The organism is Paenirhodobacter sp., assembly GCF_047600745.1.
Taxonomy (GTDB): domain Bacteria; phylum Pseudomonadota; class Alphaproteobacteria; order Rhodobacterales; family Rhodobacteraceae; genus Rhodobacter.
The window spans coordinates 1,222,970-1,244,023 of record NZ_JASGKI010000004.1; the positions used below are offsets into that span (position 1 = coordinate 1,222,970).

Annotated in this window: 18 protein-coding genes and 3 pseudogenes; 4 read left to right on the top strand and 17 right to left on the bottom strand. The window is 65.6% G+C overall.

Annotated features, from left to right (window positions below):
• Nucleotides 1–16: 16 nt before the first annotated feature.
• Nucleotides 17–679, top strand: a complete 663-nt coding sequence (locus QM789_RS14765; protein ID WP_420352625.1) for an SDR family NAD(P)-dependent oxidoreductase — start codon at nucleotides 17–19, stop codon at nucleotides 677–679.
• Between the two features lie 3 nt (nucleotides 680–682).
• Here QM789_RS14765 and ccoS read toward each other — a convergent pair whose 3' ends face one another.
• The 9 genes and pseudogenes from ccoS to ccoN all read right to left on the bottom strand — a co-directional run bounded on the left by ccoS (nucleotide 683) and on the right by ccoN (nucleotide 8,627).
• Nucleotides 683–841 (bottom strand): cbb3-type cytochrome oxidase assembly protein CcoS, encoded by a 159-nt coding sequence (gene ccoS / locus QM789_RS14770; protein WP_420352626.1) that lies wholly within the window; start codon nucleotides 839–841, stop codon nucleotides 683–685.
• Between the two features lie 7 nt (nucleotides 842–848).
• Nucleotides 849–3,041 carry a heavy metal translocating P-type ATPase gene (locus QM789_RS14775; protein WP_420352627.1) on the bottom strand — a complete coding sequence of 731 codons (2,193 nt, stop codon included), beginning with the start codon at nucleotides 3,039–3,041 and terminating at the stop codon, nucleotides 849–851.
• Nucleotides 3,042–3,506: a FixH family protein gene (locus QM789_RS14780; protein WP_420352628.1), complete on the bottom strand. Its 465-nt coding sequence runs from the start codon at nucleotides 3,504–3,506 to the stop codon at nucleotides 3,042–3,044.
• Between the two features lie 21 nt (nucleotides 3,507–3,527).
• Entirely contained in the window at nucleotides 3,528–4,082 is a 555-nt protein-coding gene (locus tag QM789_RS14785) for a FixG Ig-like domain-containing protein (protein WP_420353322.1), read from the bottom strand.
• An 18-nt stretch (nucleotides 4,083–4,100) separates the two neighbouring features.
• A pseudogene (ccoG, locus tag QM789_RS14790) lies at nucleotides 4,101–4,870 on the bottom strand (cytochrome c oxidase accessory protein CcoG); the annotation flags it as partial.
• A gap of 326 nt (nucleotides 4,871–5,196) precedes the next feature.
• Nucleotides 5,197–6,081: pseudogene (gene ccoP, locus QM789_RS14795) on the bottom strand (cytochrome-c oxidase, cbb3-type subunit III); the annotation flags it as partial.
• 12 nt (nucleotides 6,082–6,093) lie between these two features.
• Nucleotides 6,094–6,279: a cbb3-type cytochrome c oxidase subunit 3 gene (locus QM789_RS14800; RefSeq protein WP_420352629.1), complete on the bottom strand. Its 186-nt coding sequence runs from the start codon at nucleotides 6,277–6,279 to the stop codon at nucleotides 6,094–6,096.
• Between the two features lie 10 nt (nucleotides 6,280–6,289).
• The gene (gene ccoO, locus QM789_RS14805) at nucleotides 6,290–7,018 is read right to left on the bottom strand and encodes a cytochrome-c oxidase, cbb3-type subunit II (protein WP_420352630.1); all 729 of its coding nucleotides are present in this window, start codon (nucleotides 7,016–7,018) and stop codon (nucleotides 6,290–6,292) included.
• A gap of 10 nt (nucleotides 7,019–7,028) precedes the next feature.
• The gene (gene ccoN / locus QM789_RS14810; RefSeq protein ID WP_420352631.1) at nucleotides 7,029–8,627 is read right to left on the bottom strand and encodes a cytochrome-c oxidase, cbb3-type subunit I; all 1,599 of its coding nucleotides are present in this window, start codon (nucleotides 8,625–8,627) and stop codon (nucleotides 7,029–7,031) included.
• Between the two features lie 251 nt (nucleotides 8,628–8,878).
• On the opposite strand from ccoN, the gene QM789_RS14815 reads away from it, so the two are divergent.
• Nucleotides 8,879–9,718, top strand: coding sequence for a universal stress protein (locus tag QM789_RS14815; protein ID WP_420352632.1), 840 nt, complete (start codon nucleotides 8,879–8,881; stop codon nucleotides 9,716–9,718).
• 36 nt (nucleotides 9,719–9,754) lie between these two features.
• On the opposite strand, the gene fnrL is transcribed toward QM789_RS14815, so the two are convergent.
• The gene (fnrL, locus tag QM789_RS14820) at nucleotides 9,755–10,498 is read right to left on the bottom strand and encodes a transcriptional regulator FnrL (RefSeq protein WP_420352633.1); all 744 of its coding nucleotides are present in this window, start codon (nucleotides 10,496–10,498) and stop codon (nucleotides 9,755–9,757) included.
• Between the two features lie 63 nt (nucleotides 10,499–10,561).
• Between fnrL and hemN the strand changes: the two genes are divergently transcribed.
• The gene (gene hemN / locus QM789_RS14825; protein WP_420352634.1) at nucleotides 10,562–11,917 is read left to right on the top strand and encodes an oxygen-independent coproporphyrinogen III oxidase; all 1,356 of its coding nucleotides are present in this window, start codon (nucleotides 10,562–10,564) and stop codon (nucleotides 11,915–11,917) included.
• On the opposite strand, the gene QM789_RS14830 is transcribed toward hemN, so the two are convergent.
• The 6 genes and pseudogenes from QM789_RS14830 to QM789_RS14855 all read right to left on the bottom strand — a co-directional run bounded on the left by QM789_RS14830 (nucleotide 11,899) and on the right by QM789_RS14855 (nucleotide 19,482).
• The gene (locus tag QM789_RS14830) at nucleotides 11,899–13,110 is read right to left on the bottom strand and encodes a glycosyltransferase (RefSeq protein WP_420352635.1); all 1,212 of its coding nucleotides are present in this window, start codon (nucleotides 13,108–13,110) and stop codon (nucleotides 11,899–11,901) included. The genes hemN and QM789_RS14830 overlap by 19 nt on opposite strands.
• On the bottom strand, nucleotides 13,107–14,699 hold the full coding sequence (locus QM789_RS14835; protein WP_420352636.1) for an ABC transporter ATP-binding protein: 1,593 nt from the start codon (nucleotides 14,697–14,699) through the stop codon (nucleotides 13,107–13,109). Before QM789_RS14835 ends, QM789_RS14830 begins: the two co-directional genes overlap by 4 nt.
• Nucleotides 14,696–15,778, bottom strand: coding sequence for an ABC transporter permease (locus tag QM789_RS14840; RefSeq protein ID WP_420352637.1), 1,083 nt, complete (start codon nucleotides 15,776–15,778; stop codon nucleotides 14,696–14,698). Before QM789_RS14840 ends, QM789_RS14835 begins: the two co-directional genes overlap by 4 nt.
• A pseudogene (locus tag QM789_RS14845) lies at nucleotides 15,775–16,918 on the bottom strand (microcin C ABC transporter permease YejB). Before QM789_RS14845 ends, QM789_RS14840 begins: the two are co-directional and overlap by 4 nt.
• Before the next feature lie 32 nt (nucleotides 16,919–16,950).
• Entirely contained in the window at nucleotides 16,951–18,816 is a 1,866-nt protein-coding gene (locus QM789_RS14850) for an extracellular solute-binding protein (protein ID WP_420352638.1), read from the bottom strand.
• A gap of 129 nt (nucleotides 18,817–18,945) precedes the next feature.
• Entirely contained in the window at nucleotides 18,946–19,482 is a 537-nt protein-coding gene (locus QM789_RS14855; protein WP_420352639.1) for a c-type cytochrome, read from the bottom strand.
• Between the two features lie 202 nt (nucleotides 19,483–19,684).
• On the opposite strand from QM789_RS14855, the gene QM789_RS14860 reads away from it, so the two are divergent.
• Nucleotides 19,685–20,530 (top strand): prephenate dehydratase, encoded by an 846-nt coding sequence (locus QM789_RS14860; RefSeq protein WP_420352640.1) that lies wholly within the window; start codon nucleotides 19,685–19,687, stop codon nucleotides 20,528–20,530.
• Nucleotides 20,531–20,532: 2 nt separating this feature from the next.
• On the opposite strand, the gene QM789_RS14865 is transcribed toward QM789_RS14860, so the two are convergent.
• Nucleotides 20,533–20,997 (bottom strand): SRPBCC family protein, encoded by a 465-nt coding sequence (locus tag QM789_RS14865; RefSeq protein WP_420352641.1) that lies wholly within the window; start codon nucleotides 20,995–20,997, stop codon nucleotides 20,533–20,535.
• Nucleotides 20,998–21,054 lie beyond the last annotated feature (57 nt).

Sequence of the window (21,054 nt, forward strand, 5' to 3'; positions counted from 1 at the left end):
CTGCCACGAAACCGGCATGACCGATACAACCGAACAGAAGAAGATCGCTCTCGTCACCGGCGCCTCGCGCGGGCTGGGCCATGCCTGCGCCCGGGTTCTGGCGGCGCGGGGCTGGCATGTCGTCGCCGTGGCGCGCACGGTGGGCGGGCTCGAAGAGCTGGACGATGCGATTCAGGCCGCCGGTGGCTCCGCCACGCTGGCGCCGATGGACATCACCGACGAAAACGCGATGCGGCAGATGTGCCTGTCGATCCAGCAACGCTGGGGGCGGGTCGATCTGTGGGCCCATACCGCGATCCATGCCGCGCCGCTGAGCCCGGCGGGGCATGTGGATGCCAAGGATCTGGACCGGTCGATCGCGGTGAACCTGCGCGCGACGGGGTTGCTGATCGGCATGGTGGAACCGCTGCTGCGGGCCGCTCCGGCGGGCGCGGCGCTGTTCTTCGACGATCCCCGCGCCGGGCAGAAGTTCTTTGGCGCCTATGGCGCGACCAAGGCCGGACAGATCGCGCTGGCCCGTAGCTGGCAGGCCGAGGCCGCCCAGATCGGGCCGAAGGTGCGGATCGAAACCCCCGCCCCGATGCCGACCGCCGTGCGCGCCCGGTTCTTCCCGGGCGAGGATCGGGAGGCGCTGACCCCTGCCCTGACCGAAGCCGAGCGGATCCTTTCCGGGGCGTAAGGGTCACACCTTCGGGTGGTCGTCGTATTCCTTGGACAGGATACGCTCGCCGTCGCCCTTCGGATCCTCGAACTGTCGCGTGCGCAGCGACCAGAAGAACGCGATCAGGCCGAAGCCCCCGAGGAACAGCGAGATTGGAATCAGATAGGTCAGGATCGACATCCGGCCCTCATTTCAGCCGCAGGGCGTTGAGTGAAACGGTGACGGAGGACAGCGACATCGCCAAGGCCGCCGCCAGCGGCGTGGCCAGACCCACCAGCGCCAGCGGAACCGCCACCACGTTATAGGCAAGCGAAATCGCGAAATTCTCCTTGATCCGCCGCCGTGCCTGACCCGCGATCCGGGCGGCATCCGCGACGGGCGCGAGGCTCTGACCCAGCAGCACGATATCCGACGCCGCCCGCGCCGCATCGAGCGCCGAAGCCGGCGAGATCGACACATGGGCCGAAGCCAGCGCCGCGGTATCGTTGAGCCCGTCGCCCACCATCAGCACCTTCGCACCATCGGCCGACATCGCGGCGATGCGGGCGGCCTTGTCCTCGGGTCGGGCGCCCGACTGCCATTCGGTGATGCCAAGCCGCGATGCAAGGCCCGCCACCGGCGCTTCGGTATCGCCCGAAAGCAGGATCACCCGCATCCCCTGCCCGCGCAGCGCGGCCACGGCGTCCTCCGCCCCGGGGCGCAGCCGGTCGGCAAAGGTCAGGGTGACGGGCGGCTGAGCGCCGATCCGCAGATGGGTGGCGGTGACATCGGCGGGCTCCGCCCCCACCCAATCCGCCCGGCCAAGGCGCAGGATCTCGCCCGCCGGGCCGCGCGCCTCGACCCCATGGCCGGGCACTTCCCGCAGATCCGCCACCGCCGCGGGCGCAACGTCCAGCGCCGCGCCGATCGCCCGCGCCAGGGGATGCGATGATCCCCCCGCCAGCGCCGCCGCAATCGCCCGCTGCGCCGGGGTCAGATCGCCCAGATTCTGCGGCTCCGGCGCGCCAAGGGTCAGCGTGCCGGTCTTGTCGAACACCACGGTATCGGCCTCGGCCAGACGCTCCAGCGCGGTGCCGTCCTTGATCAGCAGGCCCTTGCGGAACAGCTTGCCCGAAGCCGCCGTCACCACCGCCGGAACCGCCAGCCCAAGCGCGCAGGGGCAGGTGATGATCAGCACCGAAGCCGCGATATTCACCGCATGGCGCACATCGCCGCCGGTGATCCACAGCCAGGTGACGAACGAGCCGAAGGCCAGCGTATGCACCGAGGGCGAATAGAACCGCGCGGCCCGCTCCGCCAGAGAGTTGTATTTCGTCCGGGCCGATTCCGCCGCCGCGACCAGATCGGCCATCCGGTGCAGCGAACTGTCCTTGCCCGCCGCGCTCACCCGCAGGGTCAGCGGCCCGGTCAGGTTCACCTCCCCCGCGCTCAACTGCACCCCCGGCGCGGCCTGCACCGGCAGGGATTCGCCGGTGAGAACGGAACGATCCGTCTCCGACATCCCCTCGACCACCACGCCATCGGCAGGCACCCGACCGCCCGGACGCACGCGGATCAGGTCGCCCACACAAAGCTGCCCCACCGGCACCTCGACCTCCGTGCCGTCACGCAGCAGATGCGCGCGCGGCACCTCCAGCGCGGCCAGTTCCTCCGCCGCCGAACGCGCAATCGCCCGGGTGCGGTAATCCAGATAGCGCCCGACCAGCAGGAAGAAGGTCAGCATCACCGCCGCGTCGAAATAGGCGTGGCTGCCGTGGTGGATGGTCTCGTAAAGCGAAATCGACGAGGCCAGCACCATCGCGAGCGAGATCGGGAAGTCCATATTGACCCGCCCGTGCCGCAGCCCGTTCAGCGCCGAGGCAAAGAACGGCCGCCCCGCGAACACCACCGTCGGCAGGGCGATCGCCGCCGAAACCCAGTGGAACAGATCCCGCGTGGCGCTTTCCGCCCCCGACCAGACCGCCACCGACAGCAGCATGATGTTCATCATCGCGAAACCGGAGACCCCGATCCGCATCAGCAGGTCGCGGCCGCGCTTGTCGGTTTCGGTCGCCGAGAGCAGATCCGGGTCCAGCTCATGCGCCTCATAGCCGATCGCGGCCAGCGCATCGACCAGCGGCCCGGGCGTCACCCCCGGTTCGGCATCGACCGACACCCGCTTCAGCGTCAGGTTCACCCGCGCCGAACGCACCCCCGGCTGACGCGACAATTCCCGCTCCACATCGGTGATGCAGGTCGCGCAATGCGCCGTGGGCAGCGACAGCATGATCCGCGCATCGGGCGCCGCCGCACGGGCCAGATCCTCCGCCGCCGGCGCGGCGATGCAGGCCGGGCAGGCCGAAGCCGGGACATGCTCCTGGAGGGCGGGCGATGCGGTCATTCAATTCTCCACGAACAGATCCAGCCGTTGCCGGAACAGGGTGCCATCCTTCGCCCGAGCCTGAAGATGGATCAGCCAGGCGCCGGGCGCCAACGTCACCGGCGCCGAGAAGATGCCGCCGGAATAGCGGAACTCCGGCGTCACGTCGTCGCTCGCCATCGTGGTGCGCCCGACCAGCGCCGAAAGCTCCGCCACCGGTGCGGGCAGCCCCCCCTTGTCGCGCACGACAAGCGAGAGATAGCCGCGATCATAGCTCGGCTCCACCACCCAGCCGAGCGCCTCCTGCGCCGCGCGGTCCTTGTCGAAGGTCTGCGAGGCGACATAGGAGTTGGCGACCTCCAGCCCCGGGAAGGTCTTTACCGCCTTCACCGCCATCGTCACGTTCACCGCAATGATCACGCCGAAGAAGGCGAGCACGATCATCAGGAACTTGCGTCCGGTGAAGGGCTTTTCGGTCTTGTCCATCTCGGTCCTCCTTGCGCTATCCTACTGCGGCGCGCGGCCGTTGAACACGGCTTCCGCCTGCGCATGATCGCCGCCATTCACGTCCTGAACGCGGATCCGCACCTCCGACCGGGTGGTGACGGCCAGCGGCGTCCCCTTCGGCGCTTCGAGATACATCCGCTGCGTCGCGGTTTCATCGGCCTTCACCGTGACGGTATCGCCCGGCTCGCCCTCCAGCGTCAGCGTCATCGGCCCCCCCGCCGCCGCCCCTTCGGGCACCGCCTCGATGCGATAGGTGGTATCCTCGCCATGCTTGTTGCGCAGCCGCAGCGTATAGATGTTGCGGATCGTGCCATCGCCCTGCACCACATAAAGCGGATCGCGGTTCGGGGTCACGTTGAAGTCGATGGGCGAGCGCAGGAACAGCGCCGCGATCAGCCCGACCCCGATCCCGGCCCAGAGCGTGAAATAGATCAGCGTGCGCGGCCGCAGGATATGCTTCCACACCGGGATCGGCGCCGCCCCGGCGCGCTCGCTCGTTTCATCCTTCAGCGCCATGTAGTCGATCAACCCGCGCGGCTTGCCGATCTTGTCCATCGTCTCGTTGCACGCGTCGATACAGAGCGCGCAGGTGATACATTCCATCTGCTGCCCGTTGCGGATGTCGATCCCCATCGGGCAGACGTTGACGCAGGCCATGCAGTCGATGCAGTCGCCCTGCGTGCCCTCGGCGCCCTTGCGCAGCTTGCCGCGCGGCTCCCCCGCCATTCCCGATAGGCGACGGTGATCGTGTCCTCGTCCATCATCGCCGCCTGAATCCGCGGCCAGGGGCAGGCGTAGATGCAGATCTGTTCCCGCGCGAAACCGCCAAAGGCAAAGGTCGTCGCCGTCAGGATCCCCATCGTGATATAGGCCACGGCGGGCGCATGGCCGGTGACCAGATTCCCGAGCAGCGTCGGCGCATCGGCGAAATAGAACACCCAGGCGCCCCCGGTGCCCAGCCCGATCACGAACCACAGCACCCATTTCAGCGCGCGCTTGCGGATCTTCTCGAAATCCCACTTCTGCCGCAGCAGCCGGATCCGGGCGTTGCGGTCGCCCTCGACCCAGCGTTCGACCAGAATGAACAGGTCGGTCCAGACCGTCTGCGGACAGGCATAGCCGCACCAGACCCGCCCGGCGGCCGAGGTGAACAGGAACAGCCCCAGCCCCGCCATGATCAGCAGACCCGCGACGAAGTAGAACTCATGCGGCCAGATCTCGATCATGAAGAAGAAGAACCGCCGGCTTGCCAGGTCGATCAGCACCGCCTGATCGGGCAGCGCTGAACCCCGGTCCCAGCGGATCCACGGCAGGAGGTAATAGACCCCCAGCATGCCGGCCATCAGCACCCATTTCAGCGTGCGGAAATGGCCTTTGACGCGGCGGGGGAAAATCGGCTCTCGAGCAGAATAGAGGGCGGGTTCGCTGGGTTCGGTCGAGCTCACGGGAGTCTCCGTTGGCAATTCCTGTGCTGCTTCTGCTATCTCTCATTCCGAAGGGCTTTGACATGCGTCAAAAATGCAGATTTAGCTACACCACAGTCTTCGCAAGGAAAAAGGGCGCCGAAGCGCCCCTGGGATTGCGAAAGGGAACACCGGCGCCCCGGAAACGCGCGAACAGGACAGGGCGCCGGTGCCATCCGGAGGGCCGAAGCCCCCGGGATTACTGCCCCCCCCCCGAGGGAATGGACATAGGCCGCCACCGAACGGATCTGCGCCTCGCTCAGACGCGGGGTCACGCCGTCGGGCGCATGGCTCCACGACGGCATCACGCCGAAGCGGGCATTCTCCACCGTCTCGGTCAGGGATTTGACGTCGCCGCCATAGAGCCAGATCGCATCGGTCAGGTTCGGGGCGCCCTGCGACTGATCCCCCGTGCCCGCGTCGCCATGGCACGACGCGCAGTTGTCGGCAAAGACCTGCGCCCCGGCGGGTTCGATCGCGGCGTCATAGTCCTGACCCGAAATCTTGCGCACATGGGCCACGACCTGGGCGATCTCTTCCTTGGTCAGCAGTTCGTCGCGCCCGAAGGACGGCATCTGCGCGAAGCGCGCATCCGGATCCTCGGTGTTGCGGATACCATGCTCGACCGTGGTGTAGATCTCCTCGATCGTGCCGCCCCAGAGCCAATCGCCGTCCAGCAGGTTCGGATAGCCGACGTTACCGCCGCCCCCCGCCCCGTGGCATTGCGCGCACCAGGTCCGGAACACCGCCGCCCCGGCGTTGCGGGTGTAATCCGCCAGTTCCGGATCATGCGCGATCTGGGTCAGCTCGGTCGCGACCAGCTTGTCCTCGATCGGCTTGTTCGCCGCGGCATAGCGGTCGATCTCGGCCTTCACATCGGCACGGGTCGAGGCCTTCAGCACGCCCGGAGTCGCCTCCGTCGCGAAGATCGGCCAAGCCGGATAGGCCACCGAATAGCCGATCGCGAAGACGATGCAGGCGTAGAAGCTCCACAGCCACCAGCGCGGCAGCGGATTGTTGTATTCCTCGATGCCGTCCCAGGAATGGCCCGTGGTCTGGACTTCCTTCCGGGTGGTCGGTTTCTTGGTCATCGCCACGCCTCCTTACAACCTGTGGCCGTGATCGGCCGGTGCAGGGCGATCTTCATTGCGGAACGGGATATTGGCGATGTCGCGATGAACGCGGCCCGCCCCCGGGCGAAAGGCGAAGATCACCGCGCCAACGAAGATGGTCAGCAATGCGAGTGCCGCCCAGCTGTCTGCGAATTCGCGGAAGATGTGATAGTCCATCGCATCCTCCTCAGCGGCTCGGGACCGGCTCGAAGGTCGAGAAATCGACCATCGTGCCCAGCACCTGGAGATAGGCGACCAGCGCATCCATTTCGGTCAGCGCGGGCTGGCCGTCGAAGTTGCGGATGTTGACCTTCTCGCCATAGCGCTCCTGCAACCCCTCGGTATCGCCGTCCGGATCGACCTGCGCGGCGAAATCGGCCTTGGCCGCCTTGATCATGTCCGAGGTATAGGGCACGCCCACCAGCTTGTCGGTTTCCAGACGGTCCACGATATAGGTGGGCGAAATCATCCGATGCTTCAGGAAGCCGTATTTCGGCATGATCGATTCCGGCACGACCGATTGCGGGTTGGTCAGGTGATCGACGTGCCACGCATCCGAATAGCGGTTGCCGACGCGGGCAAGGTCCGGCCCCGTCCGCTTCGAGCCCCACTGGAACGGGTGGTCATACATCGACTCCGCCGCCAGGCTGTAGTGGCCATAGCGTTCCACCTCGTCACGCATCGGGCGGATCATCTGCGAGTGGCAGACATAGCAGCCCTCGCGGATGTAGATGTCCCGCCCGGTGAGTTCGAGGGGGGTGTAGGGGCGAACCCCTTCCACCTTTTCAATGGTGTTCTCCAGATAGAACAGCGGCGCGATTTCCACGATCCCGCCGATGGTCACGACGAGGAAGGAGAAGATCAGCAGCAGCGTGGCGTTCTTTTCGATAACGCCGTGCCGGTCAAGAAGTCCCATGGTCTCCTCCTTATTCCGCCGGAACCGCGACGCCCACGGGCGCCTGGCGGGGTTGCTTCGCGACGGTGGCCCAGAGGTTCCACGCCATGATGCAGGCCCCGGTGAGATACATCACGCCACCCAGGGCACGCACGAAGTTCATCCGGAATTTCGCGGCCACGGTGTCGGCGAAGGCGTTCACGAGGAAGCCCTGGCTGTCCACTTCGCGCCACATCAGGCCCTCCATGATCCCCGACACCCACATCGAGGCGGCATAGAGCACGATCCCCACGGTCGCGAGCCAGAAGTGCCAGCTTACCAGACGGATCGAATAGAGCCCCTCCCGCTTCCACAGCCGCGGCACGAGGAAGTAGAGCGCGCCGAAGGTGATCATGCCGTTCCAGCCGAGCGCACCGGAATGCACATGGCCGATCGTCCAGTCGGTGTAGTGGCTCAGCGAGTTCACCGCCTTGATCGACATCATCGGACCTTCGAAGGTCGACATGCCGTAGAAGCCGATCGACACCACCATCATCCGGATCACCGGATCGGTGCGCAGCTTGTCCCAGGCGCCCGAGAGCGTCATCAGGCCGTTGATCATCCCACCCCAGGACGGCATCCACAGCATCACCGAGAACACCATGCCGAGCGTCGAGGCCCAGTCAGGCAGCGCGGTATAATGCAGGTGGTGCGGACCGGCCCAGATATACAGGAAGATCAGCGCCCAGAAGTGCACGATCGACAGCTTGTAGGAGTAGACCGGACGCTCCGCCTGTTTCGGGACGAAGTAATACATCATGCCCAGGAAGCCCGCCGTCAGGAAGAAGCCCACCGCGTTGTGGCCATACCACCACTGCGTCATCGCATCCTGCACGCCGGAGAAGAGAATCACCGACTTCGAGCCAAAGATCGACACCGGCACCGCCAGGTTGTTGACGATATGCAGCATCGCGATGGTGACGATGAAGGACAGGTAGAACCAGTTCGCGACGTAGATATGGGGTTCCTTGCGCTTGAAGATCGTGCCGAGGAAGGCCAGCAGATAGCCCACCCAGACGATCGTCAGCCACAGGTCCACATACCATTCGGGTTCGGCATATTCCTTCGACTGCGTGGCGCCGAGGATATAGCCCGAGGCCGCCAGGACGATGAACAGGTTGTAGCCCCAGAACACGAACCAGCCGAGCGCATCGCCCCCGAACAGCCGCGCCGCCGAGGTGCGCTGCACCACATAGAACGACGAGCAGATCAGCGCGTTGCCGCCAAAGGCGAAGATCACCGCCGACGTATGCAGCGGCCGCAGCTTGCCAAAGTTCAGATAGCCCTGCGCCCATTCGAAATTCAGCGAAGGGAAGGCCAGCTGGAAGGCGATGACGACGGCCACGAGGAACCCGACGATCCCCCAGAACACCGTCGCTATCACCCCGGCGCGGATCACGCCATCGACATATTCGCTTTGCGAGGGCTTCGGACCGTCGATCCCCCTCAATACCCAGATGAACGCGATCACTGCTGCAAGCATGATCTCCAGTGCGTTCACCATGTACGGAATATCGCGCGCGTAATTGGCCGCAATGGCGGCCAGAACCGCCACCAGGCCAAGCGCGAGCAACTTCAAGTAATCCCACATGTTGTGCGTCCCTTCGTCCTGTCTCTTCCTGAACCGCGGAATCGGGCTTCCCGCGGACAGAATCCGAGACCTGAGCCGTTGTGGTTCGAGCATATGCCCCACGCCTTGATCTGTATCAAACCTATCACGAAGGGGTGAGCGCTTTCGTCGCAGGGGGCCGCCCCGATGCGGAAATGATTGATCCGTGTCAAAGTCGCATCGCCTGCAAGCCGTTAGGCTGGCCGGGAAAGCAGGATGCGGAGGAAGAGCCGATGGGCTACAAGACAATTCTAACGGTGGTGACTGATCTGGCTGCGGCGAAGGCCCAGCTTGATACCGCCATAGCGATCGCGCGCCGTCAGGACGCGCATCTCGAAGTGATCTGCATGGGCGTCGACCGCACCCAGACCGGCTATTACTATGCCGGGGCGGCCGCTTTCGTGCAGCAGGAAGCGATCGACCGCGCGCAGCAGGAAGCGCAGGCGATCGAGACCGCGGTGAAGCAGCGCCTCGGGCTGGAAGATGTCCGCTGGTCGAGCGAGGCGGTCGTGGTGCAGATCGGTGTCGTCGGCACCGTGGTCGGCATGCGCGCGCGTTTCGCCGATCTGGTCGTCTCGGGCCGTCCCTATGGCGACAACCGCGGCGTTGAAATCGAAGCCGCGCTCGAATCGGCGATGTTCGAGGGCGGGGTACCGGTGCTGATCGTGCCCGACGGCTATACCGGCGCGGTTCCGGCGCGGCGGGTCGTCGTCGCGTGGAACCAGTCGAACGAAGCGCTCGATGCCGTGCGCAAGGCCCTGCCCTTCCTGAAGGCCGCCGAAACGGTGGACATCACCGTCATCGACCCGCCCGCCCATGGGCCGGAACGCTCGGACCCCGGTGGTCAGTTGAGCCAGTTCCTCTCGCGCCACGGCGTCCATGCCGAAGTGTCGGTGCTGGCGAAGACGATGCCGAAGATTTCGGACGTCCTGAGCCGCCACGTCCGCGAAAGCCAGGCCGATCTGATCGTGATGGGCGCCTATGGCCATTCGCGCTTCCGCGAGGCGATTCTGGGCGGCGCGACCCGCAACATGCTGGAAATCGCCGATGTGCCGGTGGTGATGGCGCATTGAAGACACACCTCCCGCCCGGGCTCCGGGCGGGAGGGCCTAGAACAGGCCGCCGTCCGAATCGTCGCCCGCCTCGATCAGCAGGCGGTCCATGTCGGGGACGGTGACATGGCGCTTGCCCTCCAGCGCGATCACCCCGTCGCGCTTCAGGGCCGAAATCTGCCGCGACACCGTTTCCAGCGTCAGGCCCAGATAATCCGCCATCGCCTCCCGCGTCAGCGGCAGGTCAAAGGCCATCCGTCCCTTCGTCTGCATCATCTTCACCGACGCATCCCGCCGCGCGATGATCGACAGCAGCGAGGCGATCTTCTCCCGCGCGGTCTTGCGCCCGAGCAGCAGCATCCATTCCCGCGCCGCGTCCAGTTCGTCCAGCGTCATCTGCAACAGCCGCTGCGCGATATGCGGCGTGCGCTCCATCATGTCCTCGAACGGCTTGCGGCGGAAGCAGCACATCAGGATGTCGGTCGTGGCCGTGACGTTATAGGCCGCATTCGACCGCCCCGGACGCCCGACGAAATCCGACGGCAGCAACAGCCCCACCATCTGCGTCCGCCCATCCTCCAGCGTCTGCGTCAGCGTCGCGATGCCGGAAACGACCGAAGCGACGAAATCCATCTTGTCGCCTGCCCAGATCACGGTCTGCCCGGCTTCGAAGCTGCGATAGTATTTGATCTGCTCAAGCGCGACGATTTCATCGCTTTCGCACCGCGCACAGACGGCGCGATGGCGGATCGGGCAATCGCTGCATCGCAGCGAGACCGTTATAGCGTCGTCATGCGCCATCGGGCTCTGTATCACTTGATATGGGTCAATTTCTGTTGCGCGTCTTGCACATAAAGATAGCGCATGGAACAGGAATCGCAACTCGCCCGGCTCGGACTCTTCGATGCGCGCGTACCGCGCTATACCAGCTATCCGACTGCACCGCATTTCAACACCCAGTTAGGGGCCGGAGACTTTGCCCGGTGGATCGAGGAAATCCCTTCGGGATCAAGGATTTCGCTCTACCTGCATGTGCCGTTCTGCCGTCGGCTGTGCTGGTTCTGCGCCTGCCGCACGCAGGGAACACAAAGCGAAGAGCCGGTGCGCGCCTATTCCGAAGTGCTGCTTCGGGAGCTGAAGCTGCTGAAGGCGCGGCTCGCGCCGGGGATCACGCTGTCGCGGCTGCACTGGGGCGGGGGCACGCCGACGCTGATGCCCGCCGACATGATCCGGCGGCTGGCCGATGCGATTTTCGAGACGGTACCGATGGGCGAAGGCGCTGAATTCTCGGTCGAGATCGACCCGAACGAGATCGACGCCGCCCGGATGGATGCGCTGGCGGCGAGCGGGATGAACCGCGCCTCGATCGGGGTGCAGGATTTCGACGCGCAGATTCAGGGCGTGATCGGCCGCGACCAGAGCTATGAGGTCACCCGCGCCGCCGCCGAGATGATCCGCGACCGTGGGGTCGAGAGCCTGAACGCCGATATTCTTTACGGCCTGCCGTTCCAGACCAATGAAAAGATCGCGCAGTCGGTGCAGAAGCTGCTGTCGCTGAACCCGGACCGGGTGGCGCTTTACGGCTATGCGCATGTGCCGTGGATGGCGCGGCGGCAGACGATGATCCCGTCCGACCACCTGCCGACGCCGCCCGAACGGCTGGCCCTGTTCGAAACCGCGCGGGAATTGTTCGTGGCCGATGGCTATGCCGAAGTGGGCATCGACCATTTCGCCCTGCCCTCGGACGGGCTGGCACAGGCGCAGAAGGCCGGGCTGCTGCGGCGGAATTTTCAGGGCTATACCGACGATCTGGCCGATGTGCTGGTCGGGCTTGGCGCCAGTTCGATTTCGCGCTTCCCGCAGGGCTATGCGCAGAACGCTTCGGCGACATCGGCCTATGTCGGCGCGATCCGCGAAGGGCATTTCTCGACTGCGCGGGGCCATGCCTTCAGCGGCGAGGACCGGATGCGCGCCCGGCTGATCGAGGCGCTGATGTGCGATTTCCACGTCGATGCGGAGGAGTTGATCCGCGATTACGGCGCCAATCCGGCGGCGCTGCGGGCGATGTTCGCCGCCTGTGTCGGGCATTTCGGCGATATGGTCCGGGTCACGCCCGAGGGCCTGTCGATCCCCGTGGCGGGGCGGCCGCTCACCCGGATGATCGCGCGTGCCTTCGACGCCTACGACCTGTCGAAAGCGGGTCACAGTTCGGCGATCTGACCCCCCTCGGCGAGGGCGACCAGCCGCGGCAGGCAACGGTCCAACGCATAATCCGCCGCCCTTGCCCGCGCCGCCGCGCGCAGGGGCGCCTGCCCCGCCGGGTCCGCCAGTGCCGCGATCAGCGCCCGCGACCAGCCGGACACGTCGAAGAAATCGACCAGCCGCCCGGTCTCGCCCTCGGTGATCACCTCGCGCACCGGGCCGGTATCCGATCCCACCACCAGCGCGCCCAGGCTCATCGCCTCGATCAGCGACCAGCTGAGCACGAAGGGATAGGTCAGATAGGCATGCACCCGCCCCACCTGCAACACGCGGATATAATCGGCATAGGGCACACGGCCGAGGAAATGCACGCGGGCAGGGTCGAGCCGGTCCTTCACCTCGTCCCAGAACCGTTGTTTCCAACTGCCCTCCGGAGGTGGGGCGCCATAGCTCTGTCCTTCGGCGCCGATGATCAGCACATGGGCCTCGGGTCGCGCCGCCAGCACCTCGGGCAGCGCCCGCATGAAGATGTGATAGCCCCGATACGGCTCCAGCGAGCGGTTGACGAAGGTGATCACCTCATCGCCCGCGCGGAAGGTCCGGCCATCCACCGTGACCCTGGCCCCCGGATCCGGCACGAGGCGACGCACATCCACGCCGTCGTGGCAGACAGTGATCTTCGCGCGCAGTTCCGGCGGGAAGGTCGCGGCCTGAAACTCCGTCGGGCTGAGCGCGGCATCGGCCTGCACCATCGCCTGAACCAGATGCGCCGAACGCGCCACGGTGGAAACCCGCGCCTCAAGGCTATCGCCGCCGAATTCCGGGTCGAACCCGGTGTCGAGCCCCTCCGTGCGATACATCAGTTCGGCATAGACGATCAGCCGCGCCTCGGGCCAGACCTCCTTGAGAAACAGCGTCTCGCCCCAGCCGGAATGGCCGAAGATCACATCGGGCACATATCCCTCGGCCCGCAGCTGACGCGCCGCCCGTGCCGCCCGATAGCCGCGCGCGCAGGCCTCGGCATACATCCGGCCCGCGCGGCGATCGCCACCCACCGGATCCGGCCTGCGGTATTTCACCACCCGCACCGGCGAGGGGCGGTCGTTCCCCTCCGCCGTCAGCGCCAGAACCTCATGCCCCCGCGCCGCCAGCGCCGGGGCCAGATGCAGGAACTGCCCCGGAAAGTTCTGATGGACGAACAGAATCCTCAAGCCATCTCCCCAAGCGCTGCCCTGATCAGCGCCCGGGTATAGTCGGTTTTCGGTGAAGAAAAGATTTCCGCCGCCGAGCCCTGTTCGATCACATCGCCCTGCCGCAGCACCATCACCCGATGCGACAGCGCCCTCACCACCCGCAGATCATGGCTGATGAACAGATAGGCCAGCCCGTGGCGGCGTTGCAGATCGCGCAGCAGGTCCACGATCTGCACCTGCACCGTCATGTCGAGCGCCGAAGTGGGTTCGTCCAGCACCACCACCTTCGGGCGCAGGATCATCGCCCGGGCAATCGCGATCCGCTGCCGCTGCCCACCGGAAAACTCATGCGGATAGCGCGTCATCACGGCGGGGTCGAGGCCCACCTCCCGCATGATCTCCGCCACCATTTCGCGCCGGTCGCGCCCCGGCTCGACCCCGTGGACGGTCAGCCCCTCGGCGATGATCTGCTCCACCGTCATTCGGGGGCTGAGCGCGCCGAACGGATCCTGGAACACGATCTGCATGTCGCGGCGCAGGTGGCGCAGCTGGCGGCTCTGCCAGCCGGAAATCTCCTGCCCCATGAAGACAATCGGCCCTTCGCTTTCGATCAGCCGCATCAGCGCCAGCGCCAGCGTCGTCTTGCCCGAGCCGGATTCGCCAACGATCCCCAGCGTTTCGCCCGCCCGCACCGAAAGGGTCGCGTCGTTCACCGCCTTCACATGGCCCACCACGCGGCGCAGCAGGCCGCGCTTGATCGGGAACCAGACCTTCAGATGATCGGCCCGCAGCAGTTCCGGCGCCGCCTCCGCGATCGGCTCCGCCCGGCCCTTCGGCTCTGCCGCCAGCAGCTTGCGGGTATAAGGATGCTGCGGATCGGCAAAGATCTGCGCCGCCGGGCCCTGTTCCACGATCTCGCCGTTCTGCATCACGCAAACCCGGTCGGCGATGCGCCGCACCACGCCCAGATCGTGGCTGATGAACAGCAGGCTCATCCCTGTCTCACGCTTCAGATCGGCCAGCAGTTCAAGGATCTGCGCCTGAATCGTCACGTCAAGCGCGGTCGTCGGCTCGTCCGCGATCAGCAGTTCCGGCCCATTCGCCAGCGCCATCGCGATCATCACCCGCTGACGCTGCCCGCCCGACAACTGATGCGGGTAATCGTCCAGCCGGCTTTCGGCGTCGCGGATGCCGACCTGCTCCAGCAATTCGATGATCCGCGCCCGCGCCGCCGCACCCTCCAGCCCCTGATGCAGGGCGAGGCTCTCGCCGATCTGCTTCTGGATCGTGTGCAGCGGGTTGAGCGAGGTCATCGGCTCCTGAAAGATGAAGCTGATGTCATTGCCCCGCACCCGGCGCAACTCCGGCTCGGATGCGCCGATCATCTCGCGTCCGGCATAACGCACGGAGCCCTCCAGCACCGCATTCGGCCCCAGCAGCGCCACCGTGGACAGCGCCGTGACCGATTTTCCCGACCCGGATTCCCCGACCAGCGCGACCGTCTCCCCCTTGCCCACGGCAAAGCTCACGCCCTTCACCGCGGGCACCACCCGGCCATCGGCGCGGAAGGAAATGCGCAGGTTCTCGACCTGAAGGACCGGGCTCATCGGAAGGTCTTCCTCGGGTCGAAGGCATCGCGCACGCCCTCGAAGATGAAGACGAGCAGCGACAGCATGATGGAAAAGGTGAAGAAAGCGGTGAAGGCGAGCCAGGGCGCCTGAAGGTTCTGCTTGCCCTGCAACGCCAGCTCACCCAGCGACGGCGCCGAAGACGGCAGCCCATAGCCCAGATAATCCAGCGAGGCGAGCGTCGAGATCGCCCCGGTGATGACGAAGGGCAGCATGGTCAGCGTCGCCACCATCGCATTGGGCAGGATGTGGCGGAACATGATCACCCGGTCGCTCACCCCGAGCGCCCGGGCCGCCCGGACATATTCGAAATTTCGCGCGCGCAGGAATTCGGCCCGCACCACGCCCGTCAGCGCGGGCCAGCCGAACAGGATCACGATGAAGACCAGAAGCCAGAAGCTCCGCCCCAGGATCGCGAACAGGATGATGATGACGTAAAGCGAGGGCGTCGAGGACCAGATCTCCATCAGCCGCTGCACGATCAGGTCGGTGCGGCCGCCGAAATAGCCCTGCACCGCGCCCGCCGCGATGCCGATGGCCGAGCCGATCACCGTCACCACCAGCGCGAACAGCACCGAGATCCGGAACCCGTAGATCACCCGCGCCAGCACGTCGCGCGCCGTGTCATCGGTGCCGAGCCAATGATTCGCATCGGGGGCCGAGGGCGCCGAACCGACATTGTTGATCGTGCGGTAGCTGTAGGGGATCGGCGGCCAGAGCAGCCAACCCGCCTTCTCCGTCGTGGCGCCTTCGGCCTCCACCGCCTCGGGATCGTCCCAGCACTCCTCCCGCCCCCCGGTCTTGATCAGACATTGCAGCGCGGGATCCTTGTACAGCGCCTCGGTGCGGAAATCGCCGCCGAAGGTGGTTTCCGGGTAGAACTTGTAAACCGGGAAATATAGCTCGCCACGATAGCTGACGACGATCGGCCGGTCATTCGCGATCAGTTCGGCGAAGAGCGACAGCACGAACAGCACCGAAAACAGGATCAGCGACCAGAAGGCCCGGCGGTTCTGGCGAAAGTTCCGCAGGCGGCGCGCGGCAAGGGGCGTCATCATCCGGCCCTCTTTTCAAAGTCGATGCGTGGATCGACCAGCACATAGGTCATGTCCGACAGGATCCCCACCACCAGCGAAATCAGCCCGAAAACGTAAAGCGTGCCGAAGATCACCGGGTAATTCCGCTCCACCGCCGCCTGAAAGCCCAAAAGCCCCAGCCCGTCGAGCGAGAAGATCGTCTCGACGATGATCGAGGAGCCGAAGAACACGCCCAGGAACGTGGCCGGGAAGCCCGCGATCACGATCAGCATCGCGTTGCGGAACACATGGCCGTAAAGCACCCGCCGTTCGGACAGCCCCTTGGCCCGGGCGGTCATCACATATTGCTTGTTGATTTCCTCAAGGAACGAGTTCTTCGTCAGCAGCGTCATCGTGGCAAAGCCGGAAATCGTCATCGCCACGGTCGGCAGGGTGATGTGCCACAGGTAGTCGAGCGCCTTTCCCATCATGCTGAGGCTTCTCGAAATTGTCCGAGGTCAGGCCGCGCAGCGGGAAGATCTTCCAATACGACCCGCCCGCGAACAGCACCATCAGCATCACCGCAAACAGGAAGCCCGGGATCGCATAGGCCACCACGATCACGCCCGAGGTCCAGGTGTCGAAGGGCGATCCGTCCTTCACCGCCTTGCGGATGCCGAGCGGGATCGAGATCAGATAGGCCAGCACCGTCGACCACAGCCCGAGCGAAATCGACACCGGCATCTTTTCCAGCACCAGGTCGATCACCGTCTTGTTGTGGAAGAAGCTCTTGCCGAAATCGAAGGTCAGGTAGTCGCCGATCATCTTGAAGAACCGCTGCCAGGCGGGGATCGGCTCCTTCGTGCAGGCCGGGTTGTTCAGGTCGGGCACCACGCCTTCGGGGCAGGTGATGCGGGCAAAGCCCATCTGCACCTCCAGCTGCGCCAGAAGCTCGGGCGAAATCCCGCGCGCGCCGCGATAGCCGGTATCGTCGCCCTGCGACTGCCCGGCATCGCCGCCGCCCGAAATGTTGCGCAGCGAATCCGCCTCCCCCTGCACACGGGCGACGATCTGTTCGATCGGCCCGCCGGGAACGAACTGGGTCAGCGTGAAATTCACCAGCATGATCCCCAACAGCGTCGGGATGACCAGCATCAACCGCCTCAGGATATAGGCGCCCATCTGCCCCTGCCCTCACTCTTGCTGCGGATCGCCTAGAATGCGCCGCCCGCCTTCAGTTTCGCGGCTTTGTCCGCGTTATACCACCAGAAGTCCAGTTCCCCCAAAGCATGGGGCGGCAGGGTCTCGGGATGCTCATACATGTCGTAATAGGCGACGGTGTGGCTGGCCTTGTACCATTGCGGCACCCAGAAGCGCAGCGCCCGCAGCGCCCGGTCAAGCGCATGGACGCGGGGCGTCATCTCGTCCCGGGTCTGCGCTTCCTCGACCAGCCGGATCAGCTTGTCCACCGCCGGATTGGCAAGCCCCATGCCGTTGAACACATCGCCCGCGCTTTGCGAGCCGAAATACTGCTGCAACCCGGCGCCGGGGATTTCATCCTGCCCAAGCTGCGCGGTGATCATGTCGAAATCATGCTTGCGGCGGCGGTTTTCATATTGCGCATCGTCCACCCGCGCCATCGAGGCATCGACACCGAGCGCGCGCAGATTCTCGACATAGGGCAGGATCACCCGGTCGAAGGTCTGGCTGTCGTTCAGGATCTCGACCCTCAGCGTCTCGCCCTTCGCATTGCGGCGCATGCCGTCCGCGCCCGGGGCCCAGCCCGCCGCATCCAGAAGCGCCGCCGCCTTGCGCTGATTGCCCCGGTCGAGCTGACGCTTGCCCGAAACCGGCGCCAGCACAGCCGGCTCGTCGAGAATACCCTCCGGCAGATCCGCGGCCAGCGGTTTCAGGATCGCGATCTCCTCGGGCGTGGGCGTGCCCTGCGCGGCCAGCGGCGAATTCTCCCAGACCGAATTCACCCGGCTGTAAAGGCCGTAGAACAGCGTCTCGTTCGACCATTCAAAGTTGAACATCAGGCCGAGCGCCTCGCGCACGCGGATGTCCTGAAACCGGTCGCGGCGCAGGTTCATCACGAAGGACTGACCGGAGGCGACGTCGCCATTCGGCAGTTCGGCCTTCGTCACCCACCCCTTGGTCAGCGCCGGGAAATCATAGGCCGAGGCCCACAGGAGCGACGACGCCTCATTCCGGAAGGTATAGGATCCCGCCTTGAACCCCTCGAACGCGGCCTGATAGTCGCCGTAATATTCGATCCGGATCCGGTCGAAATTGGCGCGACCGCGGTTGATCGGCAGATCCTTGCCCCAATAGTCGGGGTTGCGCGCCCAGATTTCGGTGCGGCCATCCTTGGAGCTGCCGAAGACATAGGGGCCGGAGCCGATGAACGGCACCGCCGACGCCTTGCCGAGGTCGAGCCCCGCGCGCTCGAACTGCGCCTTCGAGAACACCGGCAGGCTGCCGACGGACTGGATCACATCGCGGCGCGGGTAATCCGGGGTGAAGGTGAATTTGATCCGCTTCGGGTCGAGCATCTCCGCGGAGGCGACCTGCTGCGCCACCACCGCGCGGAACGAACTCAGCCCCCTGTCGCGCAGCTGCTCATAGGAAAACAGCACATCCTCCGCCGTCATCGGCGTGCCGTCGGAGAACCGGATCCCGTCGCGCAGGGTGAAGATCACCCAGTCCTTCGACGCCGGATATTCCAGGCTTTCGCACAGCAGGCAGTAAGCCTCGCCCACCGTGTCGGCGGTCCCCTCCAGCATCGCTTCGAGCGGCAGCGACGACAGCCGCGATGCCCGTCCCTCCAGCGTGAAGGGGTTGAAATTGTCGAACCCGCCGGTGAACCATTCCGAAATCTCGCCGCCCTTCGGCGCGTCCGGATTTACATAGTCCAGATGCGTGAAATCCGCCGGATATTTCAGATCGCCCAGCGTCGAGATCGCCGCCGCGGTCACCGTATCCGCCGCCGTTCCCGGCCCCGCGACCGCCGCCCAGAGGGCCGCCCCCAGCACCAGCGCCCCGACATTGCGCAGCGCGCCGCGTTTCCGAACCTGCATCCAGCTCTCCCTTCGTTCCGCCCCAAGCTAAGGACGCATCGCGCCGGGGTGCAAGTTGCATCTGCGTGAGAGTTTATGAAATGCCAAGGGCCGCCCCGTGGGACGGCCCTTCGATTCGCCTGTGCCGCCTCAATGCGCGAGGCTTTGCAGATAGGCGATGACGTTTGCGCGATCTTCGGGCTTCGGCAGGCCCGCGAAGGACATCTTGTTGCCCGGGATATAGCCCTTCGGGTCCGCCAGATAGTTGTCCAGATGTTCCAGCGTCCAGGTGTCGCCATGCGTCTTGACCGGATCCGAATAGGCGAAGCCCTCGACCGAGCCGATCGGCCGGCCCACAACGCCATCCAGATGCGGGCCGGTGGCGTTCTTGCCATCGACCTTGTGGCAGGCCTTGCACTTGCCGAAGACCTTGGCGCCCTTGTCCGGGTCGCCCTCGCCCAGCACGACCTTGGGCGCCTCCTCGGCCGCCGCGCCGCCGCCGTCGCCGCCGCCCACGCCACCCGGCGCGGCGGTCATCAGCGCGATTTCCTCGCCCTCCTCGGCCGCCCCATGCGCGGGAGAGCCGATGGTGAACAGCGCCGCCGAGGCCCAGCTCCCGAGCAGGAAGAACAGAAAGGCACCCAGAACGGCGCCAGCAGCCTTGGTAACAGTCGTCGTATTCAACATGACTCCTCCCTGAGATTGGCTGGATCGGATCACAATCCGGTTACATGTATGTATCCCGTTTCACCGCGCTTTTTTCAAGGAAGTTCGCGTCCCGCAAGCCTGACACCGACCTTGTGGGTGCGGCTCCGTGACGCATGACGGGTTCCGCTTCCATTTCCCGGCCCGCCCGCTATAGGGAAACGGCAGTCAGAAGGAGGACGCCATGACCACCCAGCGGACCGGAGTGATCGCCTTTCAGGGCGACCTTGGCGCCTATTCGCATGAGGCCTGCCGCAACGCCCGCCCGCGCATGGATGTCCTGCCCTGCCCGACCTTCGAGGACGTGATCGAGGCGGTGCGCTCCGGCAAGGCCGATCTGGCGATGCTGCCGGTCGAGAATTCGACCTATGGCCGCGTGGCCGACAGCCACCGGCTGCTGCCGCAATCCGGCCTGCATATCATCGACGAAGCCTTCGTGCGGGTGCGGATCGCGCTGATGAGCGTGCCGGGGCGCAAGCTGGAGGAGATCCGCCTCGTGCGCGCCCATCTGGTGTTGCTGCCGCAATCGGCGGGCTTCCTGCGCAGCCACGGAATCAGCGGCCATGCCGCCGCCGACAGCGCGGGCGCCGCCGCCGACCTCGCCCGCAGCCATGCGCCGGGCGAAGGGGTTCTCGCCTCGGAAATCGCGGCGGACATCCACGGGCTGGAGGTTCTGGCCCGCGACATCGAGGACAATGCCCACAACACCACCCGCTTCCTGATCATGTCGCGCGAACCCGACCCGTCGCGCCGGGCGGAACGGATGATGACCACCTTCGTCTTCCGCGTGCGCAACATCCCCGCCGCGCTCTACAAGGCGATGGGCGGTTTCGCGACCAATGGCGTGAACATGACGAAGCTGGAAAGCTACATGGTCGATGGCAATTTCACCGCGACGCAGTTCTATGCCGATATCGAGGGCCATCCCGACGATGCCAATGTCCGCCTGGCGCTCGATGAACTGGGCTATTTCACCACCCATATGAGCCTGCTGGGCGTCTACCCGGCGGATCCGCGCCGGTTCGGCTGACCTCAGACCCCGAGCAATTGTTCCTCGACCATCGTCGCGAACAGCGCGATCCGCTCGTCGAACCGATGCTGTATCCGGACCCGCCCCAGGCGGGCCGATTGCAGCAGGATCCGCGCACCGAGCGAGCGCGGCCGCAGTTCCACCCCGACATGCAGCCGCGTCCGCGCGGGGGACAAGGCGACGACCTGCACGGTCCCGACCATCTCGAAGCCAGTCGATTCGCCATGGTATTCGATCTGTTCCGGCCGCACGAACCGGCTGGCGCGCAGGTCCAGATGCCGCATCCTGCCGCGAAAACGGAAATCGACCTCCCACGTCATGCCCGGCCCCGGCTGGGTCAGGCCGTCCGTGCGGCGCAGGCGCAGGCCCCGGCGCCCCGCCTCCGCCGCGAAGGGAGAAAAGTCGGCCATGCGATCGAATACGGCCTCCGCCGGTGCGGAGATGTCGGTGCGGCTGGTGAATTTCATTCCGGGCTCCCCCCTATGCGACCGGGCCACCATACCGGCACAATCGCGAACAAAGAG

What these genes read in the sequence shown, in the direction of transcription:
- QM789_RS14765 (WP_420352625.1), top strand. Translation starts at nt 17, where the DNA reads ATGACCGATACAACCGAACAGAAGAAGATCGCTCTCGTCACCGGCGCC.
- ccoS (WP_420352626.1), bottom strand. Translation starts at nt 841, where the DNA reads ATGTCGATCCTGACCTATCTGATTCCAATCTCGCTGTTCCTCGGGGGC.
- QM789_RS14775 (WP_420352627.1), bottom strand. Translation starts at nt 3,041, where the DNA reads ATGACCGCATCGCCCGCCCTCCAGGAGCATGTCCCGGCTTCGGCCTGC.
- QM789_RS14780 (WP_420352628.1), bottom strand. Translation starts at nt 3,506, where the DNA reads ATGGACAAGACCGAAAAGCCCTTCACCGGACGCAAGTTCCTGATGATC.
- QM789_RS14785 (WP_420353322.1), bottom strand. Translation starts at nt 4,082, where the DNA reads ATGGACAAGATCGGCAAGCCGCGCGGGTTGATCGACTACATGGCGCTG.
- QM789_RS14800 (WP_420352629.1), bottom strand. Translation starts at nt 6,279, where the DNA reads ATGGACTATCACATCTTCCGCGAATTCGCAGACAGCTGGGCGGCACTC.
- ccoO (WP_420352630.1), bottom strand. Translation starts at nt 7,018, where the DNA reads ATGGGACTTCTTGACCGGCACGGCGTTATCGAAAAGAACGCCACGCTG.
- ccoN (WP_420352631.1), bottom strand. Translation starts at nt 8,627, where the DNA reads ATGTGGGATTACTTGAAGTTGCTCGCGCTTGGCCTGGTGGCGGTTCTG.
- QM789_RS14815 (WP_420352632.1), top strand. Translation starts at nt 8,879, where the DNA reads ATGGGCTACAAGACAATTCTAACGGTGGTGACTGATCTGGCTGCGGCG.
- fnrL (WP_420352633.1), bottom strand. Translation starts at nt 10,498, where the DNA reads ATGGCGCATGACGACGCTATAACGGTCTCGCTGCGATGCAGCGATTGC.
- hemN (WP_420352634.1), top strand. Translation starts at nt 10,562, where the DNA reads ATGGAACAGGAATCGCAACTCGCCCGGCTCGGACTCTTCGATGCGCGC.
- QM789_RS14835 (WP_420352636.1), bottom strand. Translation starts at nt 14,699, where the DNA reads ATGAGCCCGGTCCTTCAGGTCGAGAACCTGCGCATTTCCTTCCGCGCC.
- QM789_RS14840 (WP_420352637.1), bottom strand. Translation starts at nt 15,778, where the DNA reads ATGATGACGCCCCTTGCCGCGCGCCGCCTGCGGAACTTTCGCCAGAAC.
- QM789_RS14850 (WP_420352638.1), bottom strand. Translation starts at nt 18,816, where the DNA reads ATGCAGGTTCGGAAACGCGGCGCGCTGCGCAATGTCGGGGCGCTGGTG.
- QM789_RS14855 (WP_420352639.1), bottom strand. Translation starts at nt 19,482, where the DNA reads ATGTTGAATACGACGACTGTTACCAAGGCTGCTGGCGCCGTTCTGGGT.
- QM789_RS14860 (WP_420352640.1), top strand. Translation starts at nt 19,685, where the DNA reads ATGACCACCCAGCGGACCGGAGTGATCGCCTTTCAGGGCGACCTTGGC.
- QM789_RS14865 (WP_420352641.1), bottom strand. Translation starts at nt 20,997, where the DNA reads ATGAAATTCACCAGCCGCACCGACATCTCCGCACCGGCGGAGGCCGTA.